The organism is Halosimplex marinum (genome assembly GCF_051414075.1).
Taxonomy (GTDB): domain Archaea; phylum Halobacteriota; class Halobacteria; order Halobacteriales; family Haloarculaceae; genus Halosimplex; species Halosimplex marinum.
The window spans coordinates 97,176-110,524 of record NZ_JBLKNY010000008.1 but is presented as its reverse complement, the minus strand read 5'-3'; the positions used below and the strand labels follow the sequence as shown (position 1 = coordinate 110,524).

Annotated in this window: 15 protein-coding genes; 7 read left to right on the top strand and 8 right to left on the bottom strand. The window is 72.0% G+C overall.

What is annotated here, in order from left to right; genetic code table 11:
• Nucleotides 1-129: 129 nt before the first annotated feature.
• The 3 genes from ACMGFI_RS20370 to ACMGFI_RS20360 form a co-directional block, all read right to left on the bottom strand.
• Complete coding sequence (locus tag ACMGFI_RS20370; RefSeq protein WP_436912129.1) at nucleotides 130-681, bottom strand: GNAT family N-acetyltransferase; 552 nt, start codon at nucleotides 679-681, stop codon at nucleotides 130-132.
• Nucleotides 678-1,943 carry a serine hydroxymethyltransferase gene (gene glyA / locus ACMGFI_RS20365; protein WP_436912127.1) on the bottom strand — a complete coding sequence of 422 codons (1,266 nt, stop codon included), beginning with the start codon at nucleotides 1,941-1,943 and terminating at the stop codon, nucleotides 678-680. Before glyA ends, ACMGFI_RS20370 begins: the two co-directional genes overlap by 4 nt.
• 105 nt (nucleotides 1,944-2,048) lie before the next feature.
• Nucleotides 2,049-2,558 carry a hypothetical protein gene (locus ACMGFI_RS20360; RefSeq protein WP_436912126.1) on the bottom strand — a complete coding sequence of 170 codons (510 nt, stop codon included), beginning with the start codon at nucleotides 2,556-2,558 and terminating at the stop codon, nucleotides 2,049-2,051.
• 224 nt (nucleotides 2,559-2,782) lie between these two features.
• Here ACMGFI_RS20360 and ACMGFI_RS20355 point away from each other — a divergent pair, with 224 nt between their 5' ends.
• Nucleotides 2,783-2,926 (top strand): hypothetical protein, encoded by a 144-nt coding sequence (locus tag ACMGFI_RS20355; protein ID WP_436912124.1) that lies wholly within the window; start codon nucleotides 2,783-2,785, stop codon nucleotides 2,924-2,926.
• A gap of 3 nt (nucleotides 2,927-2,929) precedes the next feature.
• Here the strand turns inward: ACMGFI_RS20355 and ACMGFI_RS20350 are convergent, their stop codons facing one another.
• Entirely contained in the window at nucleotides 2,930-3,091 is a 162-nt protein-coding gene (locus ACMGFI_RS20350) for a hypothetical protein (RefSeq protein WP_436912123.1), read from the bottom strand.
• 122 nt (nucleotides 3,092-3,213) lie between these two features.
• Between ACMGFI_RS20350 and ACMGFI_RS20345 the strand changes: the two genes are divergently transcribed.
• From ACMGFI_RS20345 to ACMGFI_RS20320, 6 genes are all read left to right on the top strand, one after another.
• Complete coding sequence (locus tag ACMGFI_RS20345) at nucleotides 3,214-3,942, top strand: HFX_2341 family transcriptional regulator domain-containing protein (protein ID WP_436912122.1); 729 nt, start codon at nucleotides 3,214-3,216, stop codon at nucleotides 3,940-3,942.
• A gap of 100 nt (nucleotides 3,943-4,042) precedes the next feature.
• Complete coding sequence (locus ACMGFI_RS20340; protein ID WP_436912121.1) at nucleotides 4,043-4,594, top strand: protein-tyrosine phosphatase family protein; 552 nt, start codon at nucleotides 4,043-4,045, stop codon at nucleotides 4,592-4,594.
• Nucleotides 4,595-4,716: 122 nt separating this feature from the next.
• Complete coding sequence (locus tag ACMGFI_RS20335) at nucleotides 4,717-5,940, top strand: HD domain-containing protein (protein ID WP_436912119.1); 1,224 nt, start codon at nucleotides 4,717-4,719, stop codon at nucleotides 5,938-5,940.
• 97 nt (nucleotides 5,941-6,037) lie between these two features.
• Nucleotides 6,038-7,069, top strand: coding sequence for an amidohydrolase family protein (locus tag ACMGFI_RS20330; protein ID WP_436912118.1), 1,032 nt, complete (start codon nucleotides 6,038-6,040; stop codon nucleotides 7,067-7,069).
• Nucleotides 7,070-7,187: 118 nt separating this feature from the next.
• On the top strand, nucleotides 7,188-7,544 hold the full coding sequence (locus tag ACMGFI_RS20325; RefSeq protein ID WP_436912117.1) for a four-helix bundle copper-binding protein: 357 nt from the start codon (nucleotides 7,188-7,190) through the stop codon (nucleotides 7,542-7,544).
• A gap of 128 nt (nucleotides 7,545-7,672) precedes the next feature.
• Nucleotides 7,673-8,170: a universal stress protein gene (locus ACMGFI_RS20320; RefSeq protein ID WP_436912190.1), complete on the top strand. Its 498-nt coding sequence runs from the start codon at nucleotides 7,673-7,675 to the stop codon at nucleotides 8,168-8,170.
• Nucleotides 8,171-8,185: 15 nt separating this feature from the next.
• Here the strand turns inward: ACMGFI_RS20320 and ACMGFI_RS20315 are convergent, their stop codons facing one another.
• The 4 genes from ACMGFI_RS20315 to ACMGFI_RS20300 form a co-directional block, all read right to left on the bottom strand.
• Nucleotides 8,186-9,142, bottom strand: a complete 957-nt coding sequence (locus tag ACMGFI_RS20315; RefSeq protein WP_436912116.1) for a biotin--[acetyl-CoA-carboxylase] ligase — start codon at nucleotides 9,140-9,142, stop codon at nucleotides 8,186-8,188.
• A 76-nt stretch (nucleotides 9,143-9,218) separates the two neighbouring features.
• Nucleotides 9,219-10,076: a hypothetical protein gene (locus tag ACMGFI_RS20310; RefSeq protein ID WP_436912114.1), complete on the bottom strand. Its 858-nt coding sequence runs from the start codon at nucleotides 10,074-10,076 to the stop codon at nucleotides 9,219-9,221.
• Complete coding sequence (locus ACMGFI_RS20305; protein WP_436912113.1) at nucleotides 10,073-11,401, bottom strand: outer membrane protein assembly factor BamB family protein; 1,329 nt, start codon at nucleotides 11,399-11,401, stop codon at nucleotides 10,073-10,075. The genes ACMGFI_RS20310 and ACMGFI_RS20305 overlap by 4 nt, the downstream gene beginning before the upstream one ends.
• A 62-nt stretch (nucleotides 11,402-11,463) precedes the next feature.
• On the bottom strand, nucleotides 11,464-13,314 hold the full coding sequence (locus ACMGFI_RS20300; RefSeq protein ID WP_436912111.1) for an acetyl-CoA carboxylase biotin carboxylase subunit: 1,851 nt from the start codon (nucleotides 13,312-13,314) through the stop codon (nucleotides 11,464-11,466).
• Nucleotides 13,315-13,349: the final 35 nt, after the last annotated feature.

Genomic DNA, 13,349 nt, shown 5'->3' with positions numbered 1-13,349 from the left:
TGGTAAGTCCATCCCCTGTACTGAACACGACGACCGGTACCGAGGCGGGAGGCCCGTCGGATCGGGAACCGGGCGAGCCCGCGGTCGGACGGATCGATTCCGCGACCGGCGTGAGGCCGTCCGGTCGCCTCAGTCGACGCGGCGCCAGTACAGCGCGAGGTCGAGCGTCGCGTCCTCGAACTCGACGGTCTCCTCGCGGACGAGGGCGTACCCGAGCGACTCGTAGAACCCGCGGGCCTGCTCGTTGTCCGCGCCGGTGTTGAGGACCAGCGCCCGGTAGCCGCGCCGTCGGGCCCGCCGGGCGAGTTCCTCGACGATCCGGGTCCCGATCCCCCGGCCCTGCATCGCGGGGTCGACGCGGACGCGGGAGAGTTCGCCGGTGCCGGCCGCCGCGTCGAAGCGCTCGGCCATCCAGCCGTCCAGCGGTTCGAACGCGCCCGTGGCGACGATCTCCCCGTCGTCCGGGTCGGTCTCGCTCGCTCCGCCGTCGAGTTCGCCGACGAGGAACTCTCCGCCGGCGTCGAGGTAGTGGCCCCGCACGTCTCCCAGATCCGTGTCGGGCGCGTCGACCACCCGCTCCGGCGTCCCGGCCATCGCCTCGCGGTTCAGCTCGCGGACGCGCTCGCCGTCGCCGGCGCGGTACCGGCGGACCGTCAGGTCGGCGGGCTCGACCATGCTCATGCGGAGGCGACCGCCGCGTCGCCGTAGACGGGGAACCGCTCGCACAGGTCGGCGACCGTCTCGGCGGCGGCGTCGGCGACCGCGTCGTCGTCGGGCGAATCGAGCACGTCGGCGACGGCGTCGGCCAGCCGCTCTGTCGCGGCGGCGTCGAACCCGCGCGTGGTGACCGCCGGCGTGCCGATCCGCAGGCCGCTCCCGACGGTCGCCGGGCGGTCGTCGCCGGGCACGGTCTGTTTGTTCGCGACCAGCCCGACCGATTCGAGCGCTTCTTCGGCGCGCTCGCCGGTCAGGTCGGGGTGGGTCTCCCGCAGGTCGACGAGGACGAAGTGTACGTCGGTCCCGCCGGTGACCAAGTCGAACCCGCGTTCTTGCAGGCGGTCGGCCAGGGCCGCGGCGTTGTCGACCACCTGGCGGGCGTACGCCTCGAACTCGGGGGTCAGCGCCTCGGCGAAGCCCGCGGCCTTGCCGGCGACGTCGTGCATCAGCGGGCCGCCCTGACAGCCGGGCATCACCGCGGTGTCGACCGGACCGGCCAAGTCCTCGCCGCACAGCACCATCCCGCCGCGGCCCGACCGGATCGTCTTGTGGGTCGACCCCGTCACGAGGTCGGCGACGCCCACCGGCGAGGGGTGGACGCCGGCCGCGACGAGGCCCGTGAGGTGTGCGATGTCGGCGACGTGGTAGGAGTCGACGGCCTCGGCGATCCCCTGCATCCGCTCCCAGTCGACCCGCCGCGGGTACGCGGAGAACCCCGAGACGACCAGGTCGGGGTCGACCTCGGCGGCGCGGGCTTCGACGGCGTCGTAGTCCAGCCGACCGGTCGCCTCGTCGACGCCGTAGTGGGCCACCTCGAAGTGCTCGTCGACCATCGTGTACGGCTGGCCGTGACTGAGGTGGCCGCCGTGGCTCATCTCCAGCGAGAGGATCCTGTCGCCGGAGTCCAGCAGCGCCTGGTAGGCGGCGAGGTTGGCCTGCGTGCCCGAGTGGGGCTGTACGTTGGCGTGGTCGGCGCCGAACAGCTTCCGGGCGCGCTCGCGGGCGAGGCGTTCGACTTCGTCGGCGTGCTCGCAACCGGCGTAGTATCGGTCGCCGGGCTCGCCCTCGGCGTACTTGTTCGTCAGGACCGAGCCTTGGGCAGCCAGGACCGCCTCGCTGGCGTAGTTCTCGCTGGCGATCAGCGACAGCGTCTCCCGCTGGCGCGTCCGCTCGGCGGCGAGCGCGTCGGCCAGCCGGTCGTCGACCGGTGAGAGATCCGTCGGCATGGTCGAGTGGTCCACCGGTCCCGGCTTAGCTACTGTGCTGACACGGACCGGTTCGTCGCGACGGCCGACACAGTCGACACAGTCCGGCGGCGGTCGGTCGGCCGCTCACTCCAGGAAGCGCTCGATGTCGTCGACGGCGTCGCCGTGGGCGTGGTAGGCGTCGTCGGGCACCTCGGCGAACCAGTCGAGGTCGAGGTCGGTCCACTCGCCGAACGTCGGGTCGTCGGCGACCGGCTCGCCCGCCACCGGCTCGGTCCCCACGACGGCGTCGTAACTCGTCGCTATCCGCTCGGTGTCGGTCCGCAGTTCGTGCGTGACCGCCGTGACGCGGCGGACTTCGGCCGCGGCGGGGTCGCTCCCTGTCATCGTCGCGGCGATCTCGGCGGCGCGGTCGAGCCAGTCGGCGCCACTCGGCACGTGGCCGTAGGGCAGCCGCCAGCCGTGGGGGCTGTCCATCAGCAACACCGCGCCGACGTCGTTCGTGACGCCGACGGCGACTAACCCCTCTACCTCGGAGAAGTACTCGAAGGCGTCCTCGCCGTCGGTCGTGCTCGTCTCGGAGTACTCGACGGCCGGGTCGTCGCGCAGCGTCGACGGGTCGCGCAGATCGTCCATGCCGCGGCGTTGTCGGCCGGGGTATTTGGGCGTTGGTACCGCCGCCGGACGTCCGAGGGGTGCCCCAGGTTGACCGCGGGCAGGCCCGATCGGTACTGCCGTCCGGATCTAACTGGTAACAACCCACAAGGCCGGCGAGCCCGTACACTCCGACGGACCCAGAAGTATGGCGACACACCGGGAGCCACGAAACGCGAATCGACGCCGAGCTCGGAGCGGTCGCGATGGCTAAGGTGACCGAGCTGACGGGCGAGCGGGGGAAGACCTACGTTTGCCGGACCTGCGAGGTCGAGTTCGTCATCCCGCGGGACGAGACTGCGGTCTGCTGTCCGATCTGCCGGATGAACCGCATCCGGGCGGTCGACTGACCGTTACTCGACTTCGGACAGCGAGTCGAACGCGCTCCAGCACTCGCAGTCGAGGTCCTCGATCGAGTTCACCTCGTCCGGCAGGTCCGAGATCGGCATCCCGTCGTCGAAGCGGTCACAGTCGTCCGTGTGGACAGAGAAGTCGTCGCTCGCCATGACCGGCATACACCGGAGGGAAGCGCCTGCCCGGCAAAAACCCCGTCCAGCATTATCAGCCGGTGTAACCGCCGCCTCTGTGTCAACTGTGTCGGGACAATCGTTTTCAGGGCGGGCCGAGACACCCGGGTATGGAAGTCGCGGAGCGGGTCCACCTCATCCCGGTGGGCTACGAGAACGACCGGATCGTCCTGCCGGCCGTCGAGTTGCGCGCCGACCGCGTCGTCCTCCTGCGCTACGAGGACGAGACCGACCACCCCTCCTACGTCGAGACGGTGCGGGGACGGCTCGACGAGGAGGGTATCGACCACGAGACGGTCCCGTGCAACATCTTCGACTTCTACGACTCCATCGGGACCGTGGCGGAGCTGGCGACCCGCTTTTCCGACCACGAGGTGTACGTCAACCTCGCCTCGGGGTCGAAGGTGACGGCCATCGGCGGGATGATCGCCTGCATGGCCACCGGCGCGACCCCCTACTACGTCCGCGCCCAGCGCTACGCCGCCGAGACCGACGGCGACGTGGCCGAGGGTATCCGCGAGATCACCGAACTCCCGACCTACCCGATGCAGAGCCCCGAGCCCCAGCACGTCGCGGTCATGGACTACCTCGACGCCGAGGGCGGCGCCCGCAAGCGGGACCTCATCGACTTCGGCAAGAGCGAGGGACTTCCGTTCATCGCCGACCGGGACGCCGCCAACCGCAAGAGCGAGTACCGCCTGCTCGACAGCCACGTCCTCGGCCCGCTGGCGGACAACGGCTACGTCGACCTGGAGGAGGTCGGCCGCTCGACCCGCGTCTCGCTGACCGAGAGCGGCCGCAACACGCTCCGGGCGTTCCGGTATCTCGTCGAGGAGTGACGGTGTACGCCCGACCCGTGTCACCGGAGCGCAATTGTCACGGCTGAGAATTGCACCGCGCAACTCAAGAGGGGGCGTCGAGTGGTACGACCACTACCAGATGGCAGACGTTCACGAACGGGAGTCGGGTGCCGACGCCCACCGGCTCGCCCCCGCCGCACCGGACGAGGAGCACGTCTTCGGTGCCTGCAGTCCCGGTTGGCACACCGCGGCCGACCGGAGCGAGGCCCTCGCCGACTGGATCGCCGTCGTGCGCAACAGAGACATCGAACGGGTCTGCTCGCTCCTCCCCGGGGACCAGTCGCCCGCCGACGCCGAGGTCGACGGGTACGTCGACGCGTTCGGCGAGGACAACGTCCTCCACGCGCCGATCCCGGACGGGCACCTCGCCTCTCCCGCCCGCCTGAAACAGGAGGTGTTGCCCTTCCTCGACGAGGCCGTCGAGGCGGACGAGCGGGTCGTCGTCCACTGCCTCGACGGGGTGGGCCGCACCGGCCAGGTGCTGGCCGCCTGGCTCGCCCACGACCGCGGCTACGAGCCCGAGCGGGCCGTCGAGACCGTCGAGGAGATGGGCCGCCAGCCCCGCGAGCCCGTCCGCGAGGGCAACGCCTCCGAACAGGAACTGCGCGACCTGCTGACGGTCGTCCGCTGACCGTCGTCGGCCGGCGGACTGCCGTTGCCGCTGTCGGCCGCGGCGGCGCGCGGACGGACAGTGCCGTGTTCGCTCGGGAACCGTCCGTATCCTTATGTCCGGAGGCACACAACTCCGGAGTGATGACGACGATCAAGGACAGCGTCCACGACCACATCGCGGTCGAGGGCGTCGCGGCGGCGCTGCTGGACACGCCGCCCGTCCAGCGGCTCCGGCGGATCAAGCAACTCGGGACGGTCACCTTCGTCTACCCCTCCGCCAACCACACCCGCTTCGAGCACTCGCTGGGCGTCTACCACCTCGCCAACGAGGCGCTGGCCCACCTCGGCATCGAGGGCCGGCAGGCCGAACGGGTCCGCGCGGCGGCGATGCTCCACGACGTGGGCCACGCCCCCTACAGCCACAACATCGAGGACATCATCCACCGCCGGACCGGCAAGTACCACGACGACGTGCACGACCTCATCGCCGACGGGCCCGTCGCCCGGGTCCTGAGCGACCACGATCTCGACCCCACAGCCGTGGCCGACCTCGTGGCCGGCGACGGCGAACTCGGCCAGATCGTCTCGGGCGAGCTCGACGTCGACCGGATGGACTACCTCGTCCGGGACGCCCACCACACGGGCGTCTCCTACGGGACCATCGACGCCGAGCGGCTGGTGCGGGCGCTGCGGTTCGTCGACGGCGACCTCGTCCTGGACGAGGGCAACGTCCAGGCCGCCGAGAGCCTGCTGCTCTCGCGGGCGCTGATGAACCCGACGGTCTACAGCCACCACGTCTCCCGCATCGCCAAGGCGATGCTCCGGCGGGGCACCCAGCGGCTGCTCGCCCACACCGAGATCGACGCCGCGGAACTGCGGCGGATGGACGACTGCGGGTTGCGCGTCGCCCTGCGCGAGTGCGAGGCGACCGCCGCGCTCGCCCACCGGCTCGACCGCCGGGACCTCTACAAGCGGGGCGTCTGGGCGGAGATGGCGGCGGTCCCCGAGGACCTGCTCGACGCCGACCATGAGGCCATCCGCGACCACGAGCGCGCGGTCGCAGACGAGGCTAACGTCGACCCCGACGCCGTGATCCTCGACGTGCCCGGCCGCCCCTCGATGAAGGAGTCGTCGAGCCGCGTCCTCGTGAACGGCGAGGTGCGCCGGCTGAGCGAGCAGTCGACGCTGGTCAACGCCCTGCGGGCCGCCCAGCGCGACCAGTGGCGGCTGGGCGTCTACGCGCCCGCCGAGACGGCCGAGCGGGTCGGCAACGCCGCCGTCCGGACGCTCGGGCTCGACCTCGACGACACCCGGGTCCGCGACGTGCGCCCCGGCGTCCACGCGACCCTCGACGATTTCAATTGACGGTGTCGCCGTCCGCGGATCCGCCCGCGCCGACCCGCCCCGACCCGCGCCGACCCGCCCCGACGGCTTTAACTGACGCCTCGGGCGACTCCCTGTGATGAGTTCCACCACGTTCGAGGGCACGATCCTCCGCGGGCGCGAGTTCGAGCCCGTCGAGGGCCGGGTCGTCGTCGAGGACGGCACGATCACGGCCGTCGAGGAGGCCCCGACCCACAGCGACGACATCGTCCTCCCGGCGTTCGTCAACGCCCACACCCACATCGGCGACTCCATCGCCAAGGAGGCCGGCGGCGGCCTCTCCCTTGAAGAGCTGGTCGCGCCGCCCGACGGGCTGAAACACCGCCTGCTCCGGCAGGCCGACCGGGACGAGAAGGTCGAGGCGATGCGGCGGTCCCTGGAGTTCATGGTCGACGCCGGGACGGCGGCCTGCATCGAGTTCCGCGAGGGCGGCGTCGCGGGCGTCGAGGCCTTCGATCGGGCGGCCCACGGGCTGCCCATCGATCCGGTGGTCCTCGGCCGGGAGACGGTCGAGGCGATGGAGGCGGCCGACGGGTTCGGCGCCAGCGGCGCCAACGACGCCGACTTCTCCCGCGAGCGGACGGCGACCGCCCGCGCCGGCAAGCCCTTCGGCATCCACGCCGGCGAGGTCGACGCCTCCGACATCAACCCCGCGCTCGACCTCGACCCCGACTTCCTCGTCCACATGGTCCACGCCGAGGAACTGCACATGGACCGCGTGGCCGACAGCGAGACCCCGGTCGTCGTCTGTCCGCGCTCGAACCTCGTCACCGACGTGGGCTTCCCCCCGATCGAGGAGCTCCTCGAACGGACGACCGTCGCGCTCGGGACGGACAACGTCTTCCTGAACAGCCCGTCGATGTTCCGCGAGATGGAGTTCGCCGCGAAGCTCGCGGACGTGAGCGCCCGCGAGGTGCTGCGGATGGCGACGGTCAACGGCGCCGAGATCGCCGACCGCAACTGCGGGCTGGTCGAGCCCGGCCGCGACGCGAAACTGCTCGTCCTCGACGGGGACTCCGACAACCTCGCCGGCGCGCAGGACGCCGTCCGCGCGGTCGTCCGTCGCGCCGGCGTCGCCGACGTGACCGACGTGTACCTGCCCGGACGCTGAACGGTTGCCCCGCTGTCGCTCTGAAGCCGCCGGTATCGGTCGGGCGGTGATCCGGCCGGCACCGCTTGGAGATACAGGCAGTGTGTTGACTGGAATCACACGCCTATTCGCACCCGCAATGTCACTTGCCGACACCGTCTCCAAGATCGACCGCCTGAGCGACGAGCAGCGCGAGTGCATCGAGAACTGCAACGAGGCCGCCGAGGTCTGTGAGTGGTGCGCCGACGAGTGTCTCGGTGACGCCAAGATGGAGGAGTGCGCCCGACTCTGTCGGGACGTAGCCGATCTCGCCTCCCTGCACGCCCGGTTCATGGCGCGGGACTCGCAGTTCAGTAGTACGCTCGCGGAGGCCTGCGCCGACGCCTGCGAGGCCTGCGCCGAGGAGTGTGGCAAGCACGACGCCGACCACTGCCAGGTCTGCGCCGACGTACTGCAGGAGTGCGCGGAGTCCTGCCGGCAGATGGCCGGCGCCTGATCGCCGAATCGCGGTTCGGCCGCTCGCCGTCCGCTCCGTCCTGACCGCTTCCCCCCGTGTTTCGACGCGGGTCAACTCGTTCCTGCCGAAGTGTTATACCGCCGTGCGTGGTATGTACTGGCATGGGGATGTACGACACGATCCTCCTGCCGACGGACGGCTCGGCGGGCATCGAGCGGGTGGTCGACCACGCGGGGGAACTGGCGCGGGTCCACGATGCGACGATTCAGGCGCTGTACGTCGTCGACGCGACGAGTTTCACCGGGCTCCCGATGGAGACCTCCTGGGACGGCGTCCGCCAGGTCCTCGAGTCGGAGGGCGAGACGGCGCTGGAGGGGGTCCAGCGGCTGGCGCCCGACGACGTGGCCGTCGAGGCCGAGACAGTCGAGGGGACGCCGAGCACCGAGATCGTCCGCTACACGCGCGACCAGCCGGTCGACGTGGTGGTGATGGGCACCCACGGCCGCGGCGGGATCGACCGCCTGCTGCTGGGGAGCGTCGCCGAGCGCGTCGTCCGGAAGTCCGCCGTGCCCGTCGTGACGGTGCCGGTCAGCGAGGGCGCCGTCGAGTCCGACGAGGTCGTCGAGGCCGACGCCGACCCCGCGGCCGGCGTCGAGAGCTCCTGACACCACCCGCCGTTCTCACTCGACCGGGCGCAGGTGCTCGCAGTCCCCCGCGGTGACCGACACCCGCTCGTCGCCGGTGTCGACGACGAGCGTCCCGGGGAACGCCACGTCGACGGCCTCGCCGACGACCTCGCCGCCGGGCGTGTCCACCCGCACGCGCTTGCCGAGCGTCGTCGCGTGCTCGCGCCAGGCCGGGACCACCGACTCCAGATCCCCGCGCAGGTCGTCGAACTCCTCCAGCACGCGCTGGGCGAACACCCGCCGGTCGACCTCGCCGACCTCCGCCGACAGCGTCGTCGGTCGCGCGTCGCCCGGCAGGTCCTCCGGGTCGACGTTGGCGTTGATCCCCATCCCCACGACGACCCACGAGACGCGGTCGGCCTCGCCCTCCATCTCCGTGAGGATCCCCGCGAGCTTCCGCTCGATCTCGTCGCCCTCGGCGTCCTCGCCGGGGACGACGATATCGTTGGGCCACTTGATCCGCGCGTCGACGCCGGCCTCGCGTGCGGCCCGCGCGACGGTCACGGCGGCCGCGAGCGTGAACGCGGGCGCGTGGGTGGCCGGCACGTCCGGCCGAATCAGCAGGCTCAACCAGACCCCGCCGCTCGGTGACGACCACTCGCGGTCGAGGCGGCCCCGGCCGCCGGTCTGCTCGTCGGCGAGGACGGCCACATCGGCGGCGCCCTCTCCGGCGAGGTCCCGGGCGCGGGCGTTCGTGCTCGGGATCGACTCGTGGAACTCCACGTCGAAGGGCGCGTCCAGACCGTACTCGACGGCCGTGCCGCCGAACTCGGGGACCGCGACCAGTTCGTAGCCCGCGTCGCTGCTCGCGATATCGAACCCCGCCTCCCGGAGCGCCTCGACGTGCTTCCAGACGGCCGCCCGCGACACGTCCAGCCGCTCGGCCAGTTCCGGCCCGGTGACCGACCCCTCGGACAGCGCGTCGAGGACCCGCTCGCGCGTCTCCTGCATGGCCGTCACTCTCTCGGGCGCGACCGTAAGTGGTCCGGAGGCGGCACGCGACCCGAGGGGCGGCCGCCGTGCTCGGTCACGTCGCGGCCGTCCGGTCGACTCGCCGCGCCCGCCGGACGAACGCGGCGACGGTCCCGACCTGCACCGCCGCGACGGCGCTCGCCAGAACCGGGCCGCCGACAGGCGCGCTCGCCGCGAGATAGGTCGCGAGGCCGAGGACCAGGACGACGCCGGCCAGCGCCCAGCCGTGGCCGGTCGCCAGCCGCCAGCTCCGCCCGACCGCGCCGGGGATCGACACGCCCTCGACGAGCAGCGCCGGGAGCGCGACCAGGTGGGCGACGACGTAGAAGTACAGCGCGACGAACGGGAGCCCGACGAGCAGCGGCACCTCGCCCGCGGGGGCGAACGCCCGGAGGAGCGCGAAGGCGCCGAAGGCGAGGCCGTAGCGGGCCACCGCTGCCCGGTCCGGGTCGGCGTCGAGCAGCGTCACGAAGGCGTAGACACCCGCGGCCGCGAGCGCCGCGGCCCGGAACAGTTCCAGCGCCGCGACCCAGACCAGCCAGCCCGGCTTCAGCCCGGCCAGCGCCGCGGGCGGCGTCGTCACGTCGGCCGGGACGCTCACCATGATCCCGTAGTGGACCGTCACGCGCCCGGCAGTGATACCCTCGAACGCGGCGACCGGGACCGGGTCGACCAGCCGGACCCAGTCGACGACCGCGACGGCCAGCCCCGCCAGGAGCATCGCGAGGAGGACGCTCGGGTGCCTGCGCAGGCGGACGGCTCCCTCGCGGATCAGGCCGGTTCCGGTGAGGGGCGCTCGGTCGTCGCGGTCGACCGCTGGGCCGGTCGGATAACCGCCGTCGGTCTCACCGGACGAAGCCCCGTCGGTCGGCGCTTCGGAACTGCCGGTCGTCGCGTCGCGCTCGTCGCTCATGCTTCCTCCAGCGCGTAGAGGTGCGCGTTCGCGACGACGTACACCGCGTCGCCGGCGAGCGCGGCGGGCGAACACGGCTCCCCGCCGGGGTCGAACCGCCAGCGGACCGAGCCGTCGGCCGCGTCGACCGCCGCCAGTCCGCCCGCGTCGGTGGGAACGTACACCGCGTCGTCGGTCGCCGCCGGCAGATACGCGGCCTCGCTCGGCGCCACGCCCTCACAGACCCAGCGGAGCGAACCGTCATCGGCGTCGAGGGCGCACAGCCGCGTCGCCGTCATGTCCGCGCGCCGGGCGTAGACCGTCCCCTCGGCGACAGCGACCGGCCCGGTCGGCACCGACGCGCCCTCGGGGAACGTGGCCCGCCAGTCGGCCGACCCGTCGAACGAGTGGGCGCGGACCCACCCCTCACCCGCGACGTACAGCCGGGCCGGGGTCGCTGCGAGGTACATCGGCCGGCCCGGCAAGTCGACCGACAGGTCAGTGCTCGCCCCGGTCGCGAGGTCGTAGGCCCGGATGCCGCCCTCCGGCCCGACGACGTAGGCGGCCCCGTCGCGGATCGCCGGCCGGGTGGCGGGCAGCGACTCGTCGCTCGTCCACCGAACGGTGCCGCTGCTCCCGTCGACCGCTGCGAGGGTGCCGCGGAAGTACGTCACCAGCGTGTCGCCGGCCGCGACCGGCGGGGGCGTCGTGGTCCCGCCGAAGTGGACCTGCGAGTAGCTGTCCGACGCCGCGTCGACCGACGCCCTCCACCGGGTCGGGTCGGCGCCGACCCAGGGGTCGGACCCGTCCCCGTCGACCCACCCGCCCGAACCGGCGTCGGCGCCCGGAAGCCCGACCAGCCGGTGGGGGTCGAACGTCGGCGTCTCCAGCGTCGCGACGGTCCGGCGGCGGTAAGCGCGAGCGGGCGCGACGGCCGGCGCGGTCCGGACCGGCTGGCGGACGCGCGCGAGCACGTCCCCGTCGCTCGCCGACGCGGCGAGCAGTTCGGGGCTATGGGGCGCGTTCTCCGACCCGAACGGACCGACCGCGTAGACGACGCCGCCGGCGACGACCGGAGCGGGTCGCTCGTCCGCCCCGGATCCCGCGAGGATCCCCCGCCGCCAGCGTACGTTGACCCCGTCGGTCGGCGGGTCGGCCTCGGGCGCGTAGGCCGTGCCGCCGGGGTCGCGAGCGACCATCGGCCATCCGCTCGCACCGCCGACCGTCGTCGCGCCCGCTACCGTCCGGAGGTATCGCCGCGCGAGGGCGCTACCGCCCAGCAGCGCGCCCGCCGCGCCGCCGCTCGCGAGCACCTGGCGCCTGGAGAGGGAACTGTCGGGGACCATCTACCGGATCGTCCAAACGCACTGTCAAAAGTCTTCCAGTCCGGAAGTCGGCCCGGCCGCGGTCAGTCCAGGACGAACATCGTGTCGCCCATGTCGACCGAGTCGCCCTCGCTGACGGCGACGGCGGTCACGGTACCGGCGCTCTCGGCGACGATGTCGTTCTCCATCTTCATCGCTTCGAGGACGCAGAGCACGTCGCCCGCGGCGACCTCGTCGCCCTCCGCGACGTTGACTTCGAGGATGGTGCCCTGCATCTCGGCGGTGACCTCCTGGCCCTCGGCCGAGACGCCGCTGTCTGAACTGCCGCCGGAACCCCCGCCGGCACCGCCGGGCTGCGGACGCTGGGCCTGCTGGCCGCCGCTCGCGCCGTCCCCGCCGGTCGGGATGGCCGGCGCGCCCCGCTCCTCCAGTTCGACCTCGAAGCGCTTGCCGTTGACCTCGACGGTGAACTCCCGCTCGACGACCTCCTCGTCCTCGTCGTCGCCTCCGGCCGATTCGGTGCCCCACCGCTCCTGGGCCGCCTCGATGCGGTCGTGGTCCAGGTCCTCGTCGAGGTACTTCGTGGTGTGTCTGCCTTCGAGGAACGGCTCGTCGGTGAGCATCATCCGGTGGAAGGGGATGATCGTGGGGAACCCCTCGATGGTGTAGTCGGCCAGCGCGCGCTTGCCGCGGGCGATGCACTCCTCGCGGTCCTCGCCCCACGTGATGAGCTTCGCGATCATCGAGTCGTAGTCGGTGACCAGCTCGTCGCCCTGCCGGTGGGCGTCGTCGACGCGGACGCCGATGCCGCCCGGCGTGTCGTACACCTCCAGTTCGCCGCCGGTGGCGGGGGCGAAGTCGTTTGCGGCGTTCTCGGCGTTGATCCGGAACTCCATCGCGTGGCCCTCCAGCTCCACGTCGTCCTGCGCGAAGGTGATCTCCTCGCCGGCGGCGACCCGGATCTGCCACTTCACGAGGTCGATGTCCGTCAGCTCCTCCGTGACGGTGTGTTCGACCTGGATGCGCGTGTTGACTTCGAGGAAGTAGAAGTCGGTGTCGGCGTCGAGCAACCCCTCGTCGTTGCGCTGTTCGTCTTCCACGAGGAACTCGAAGGTGCCTGCGTTGTAGTAGTCGCCGGCGTCGGCGCCCCGGCGGGCCGCCTCGCGGATCTGCTCGCGCAACTCGTCGGTCAGCGCGGGACTCGGCCCCTCCTCGATGACCTTCTGCTGGCGGCGCTGGAGCGAGCAGTCCCGTTCGCCGACGTGGCGGACGTTGCCGTGTTTGTCCGCGATGATCTGCACCTCGACGTGGCGGGCGCTGTCGAGGAACCGTTCGAGGTAGACCGACGCGTTCGAGAAGTACGCTTCGCCCTCGCGCTGGGCGGTCTCCAGCGCCTCCTCGGCCGCCTCGGGGCTCTCGACGACCTCCTGGCCCATCCCGCCGCCGCCGCCCTCGGCCTTGATGAGGACGGGGAAGCCGTGTTCCTCCCCGAACTCGACCACCTGCTCGGGGTCCTCGACGGACTCGGTGGTGCCGGGGACGATGGGCACGTCGGCCTCCTGCATGACCTGGCGGGCGTGGGTCTTCTCGCCGAGCCGCTCCATCGCCTCGCTGGCGGGGCCGATCCAGGTGATCCCGTCGGTCCCCTCGACGCGGGCAGCGAAGTCGGCGTTCTCGGCCATGAACCCGTAGCCGGGGTGGATGGCGTCGGCGCCGGCCTTCTTCGCAGCCTCGATGACGGCCTCCCCGTCGTTGTAGGAGTCGGCCGCGCGGGCGGGACCGACGTTGTACGCCTCGTCGGCGTAGCGGACGAAGCCGGCGTGCTTGTCGGCCTCGCTGTAGACGGCGACCGTCCCGACCCCCAACTCCTCGCAGGCTCGCATCACGCGAACGGCGATCTCGCCGCGGTTCGCGACGAGGACCTTCTCGAACATACCGTCCTGTACCGCGCGTCGCCCTTTAAATCTAA

Excerpts from the sequence above, each read along its gene's own strand:
- ACMGFI_RS20335 (WP_436912119.1), top strand. The coding sequence starts at position 4,717 with ATGACGACGATCAAGGACAGCGTCCACGACCACATCGCGGTCGAGGGC.
- ACMGFI_RS20330 (WP_436912118.1), top strand. The coding sequence starts at position 6,038 with ATGAGTTCCACCACGTTCGAGGGCACGATCCTCCGCGGGCGCGAGTTC.
- ACMGFI_RS20300 (WP_436912111.1), bottom strand. The coding sequence starts at position 13,314 with ATGTTCGAGAAGGTCCTCGTCGCGAACCGCGGCGAGATCGCCGTTCGC.
- ACMGFI_RS20350 (WP_436912123.1), bottom strand. The coding sequence starts at position 3,091 with ATGCCGGTCATGGCGAGCGACGACTTCTCTGTCCACACGGACGACTGT.
- ACMGFI_RS20355 (WP_436912124.1), top strand. The coding sequence starts at position 2,783 with ATGGCTAAGGTGACCGAGCTGACGGGCGAGCGGGGGAAGACCTACGTT.
- ACMGFI_RS20325 (WP_436912117.1), top strand. The coding sequence starts at position 7,188 with ATGTCACTTGCCGACACCGTCTCCAAGATCGACCGCCTGAGCGACGAG.
- ACMGFI_RS20305 (WP_436912113.1), bottom strand. The coding sequence starts at position 11,401 with ATGGTCCCCGACAGTTCCCTCTCCAGGCGCCAGGTGCTCGCGAGCGGC.
- ACMGFI_RS20315 (WP_436912116.1), bottom strand. The coding sequence starts at position 9,142 with ATGCAGGAGACGCGCGAGCGGGTCCTCGACGCGCTGTCCGAGGGGTCG.
- ACMGFI_RS20345 (WP_436912122.1), top strand. The coding sequence starts at position 3,214 with ATGGAAGTCGCGGAGCGGGTCCACCTCATCCCGGTGGGCTACGAGAAC.
- ACMGFI_RS20370 (WP_436912129.1), bottom strand. The coding sequence starts at position 681 with ATGAGCATGGTCGAGCCCGCCGACCTGACGGTCCGCCGGTACCGCGCC.
- ACMGFI_RS20310 (WP_436912114.1), bottom strand. The coding sequence starts at position 10,076 with ATGAGCGACGAGCGCGACGCGACGACCGGCAGTTCCGAAGCGCCGACC.
- glyA (WP_436912127.1), bottom strand. The coding sequence starts at position 1,943 with ATGCCGACGGATCTCTCACCGGTCGACGACCGGCTGGCCGACGCGCTC.
- ACMGFI_RS20340 (WP_436912121.1), top strand. The coding sequence starts at position 4,043 with ATGGCAGACGTTCACGAACGGGAGTCGGGTGCCGACGCCCACCGGCTC.
- ACMGFI_RS20360 (WP_436912126.1), bottom strand. The coding sequence starts at position 2,558 with ATGGACGATCTGCGCGACCCGTCGACGCTGCGCGACGACCCGGCCGTC.
- ACMGFI_RS20320 (WP_436912190.1), top strand. The coding sequence starts at position 7,673 with ATGTACGACACGATCCTCCTGCCGACGGACGGCTCGGCGGGCATCGAG.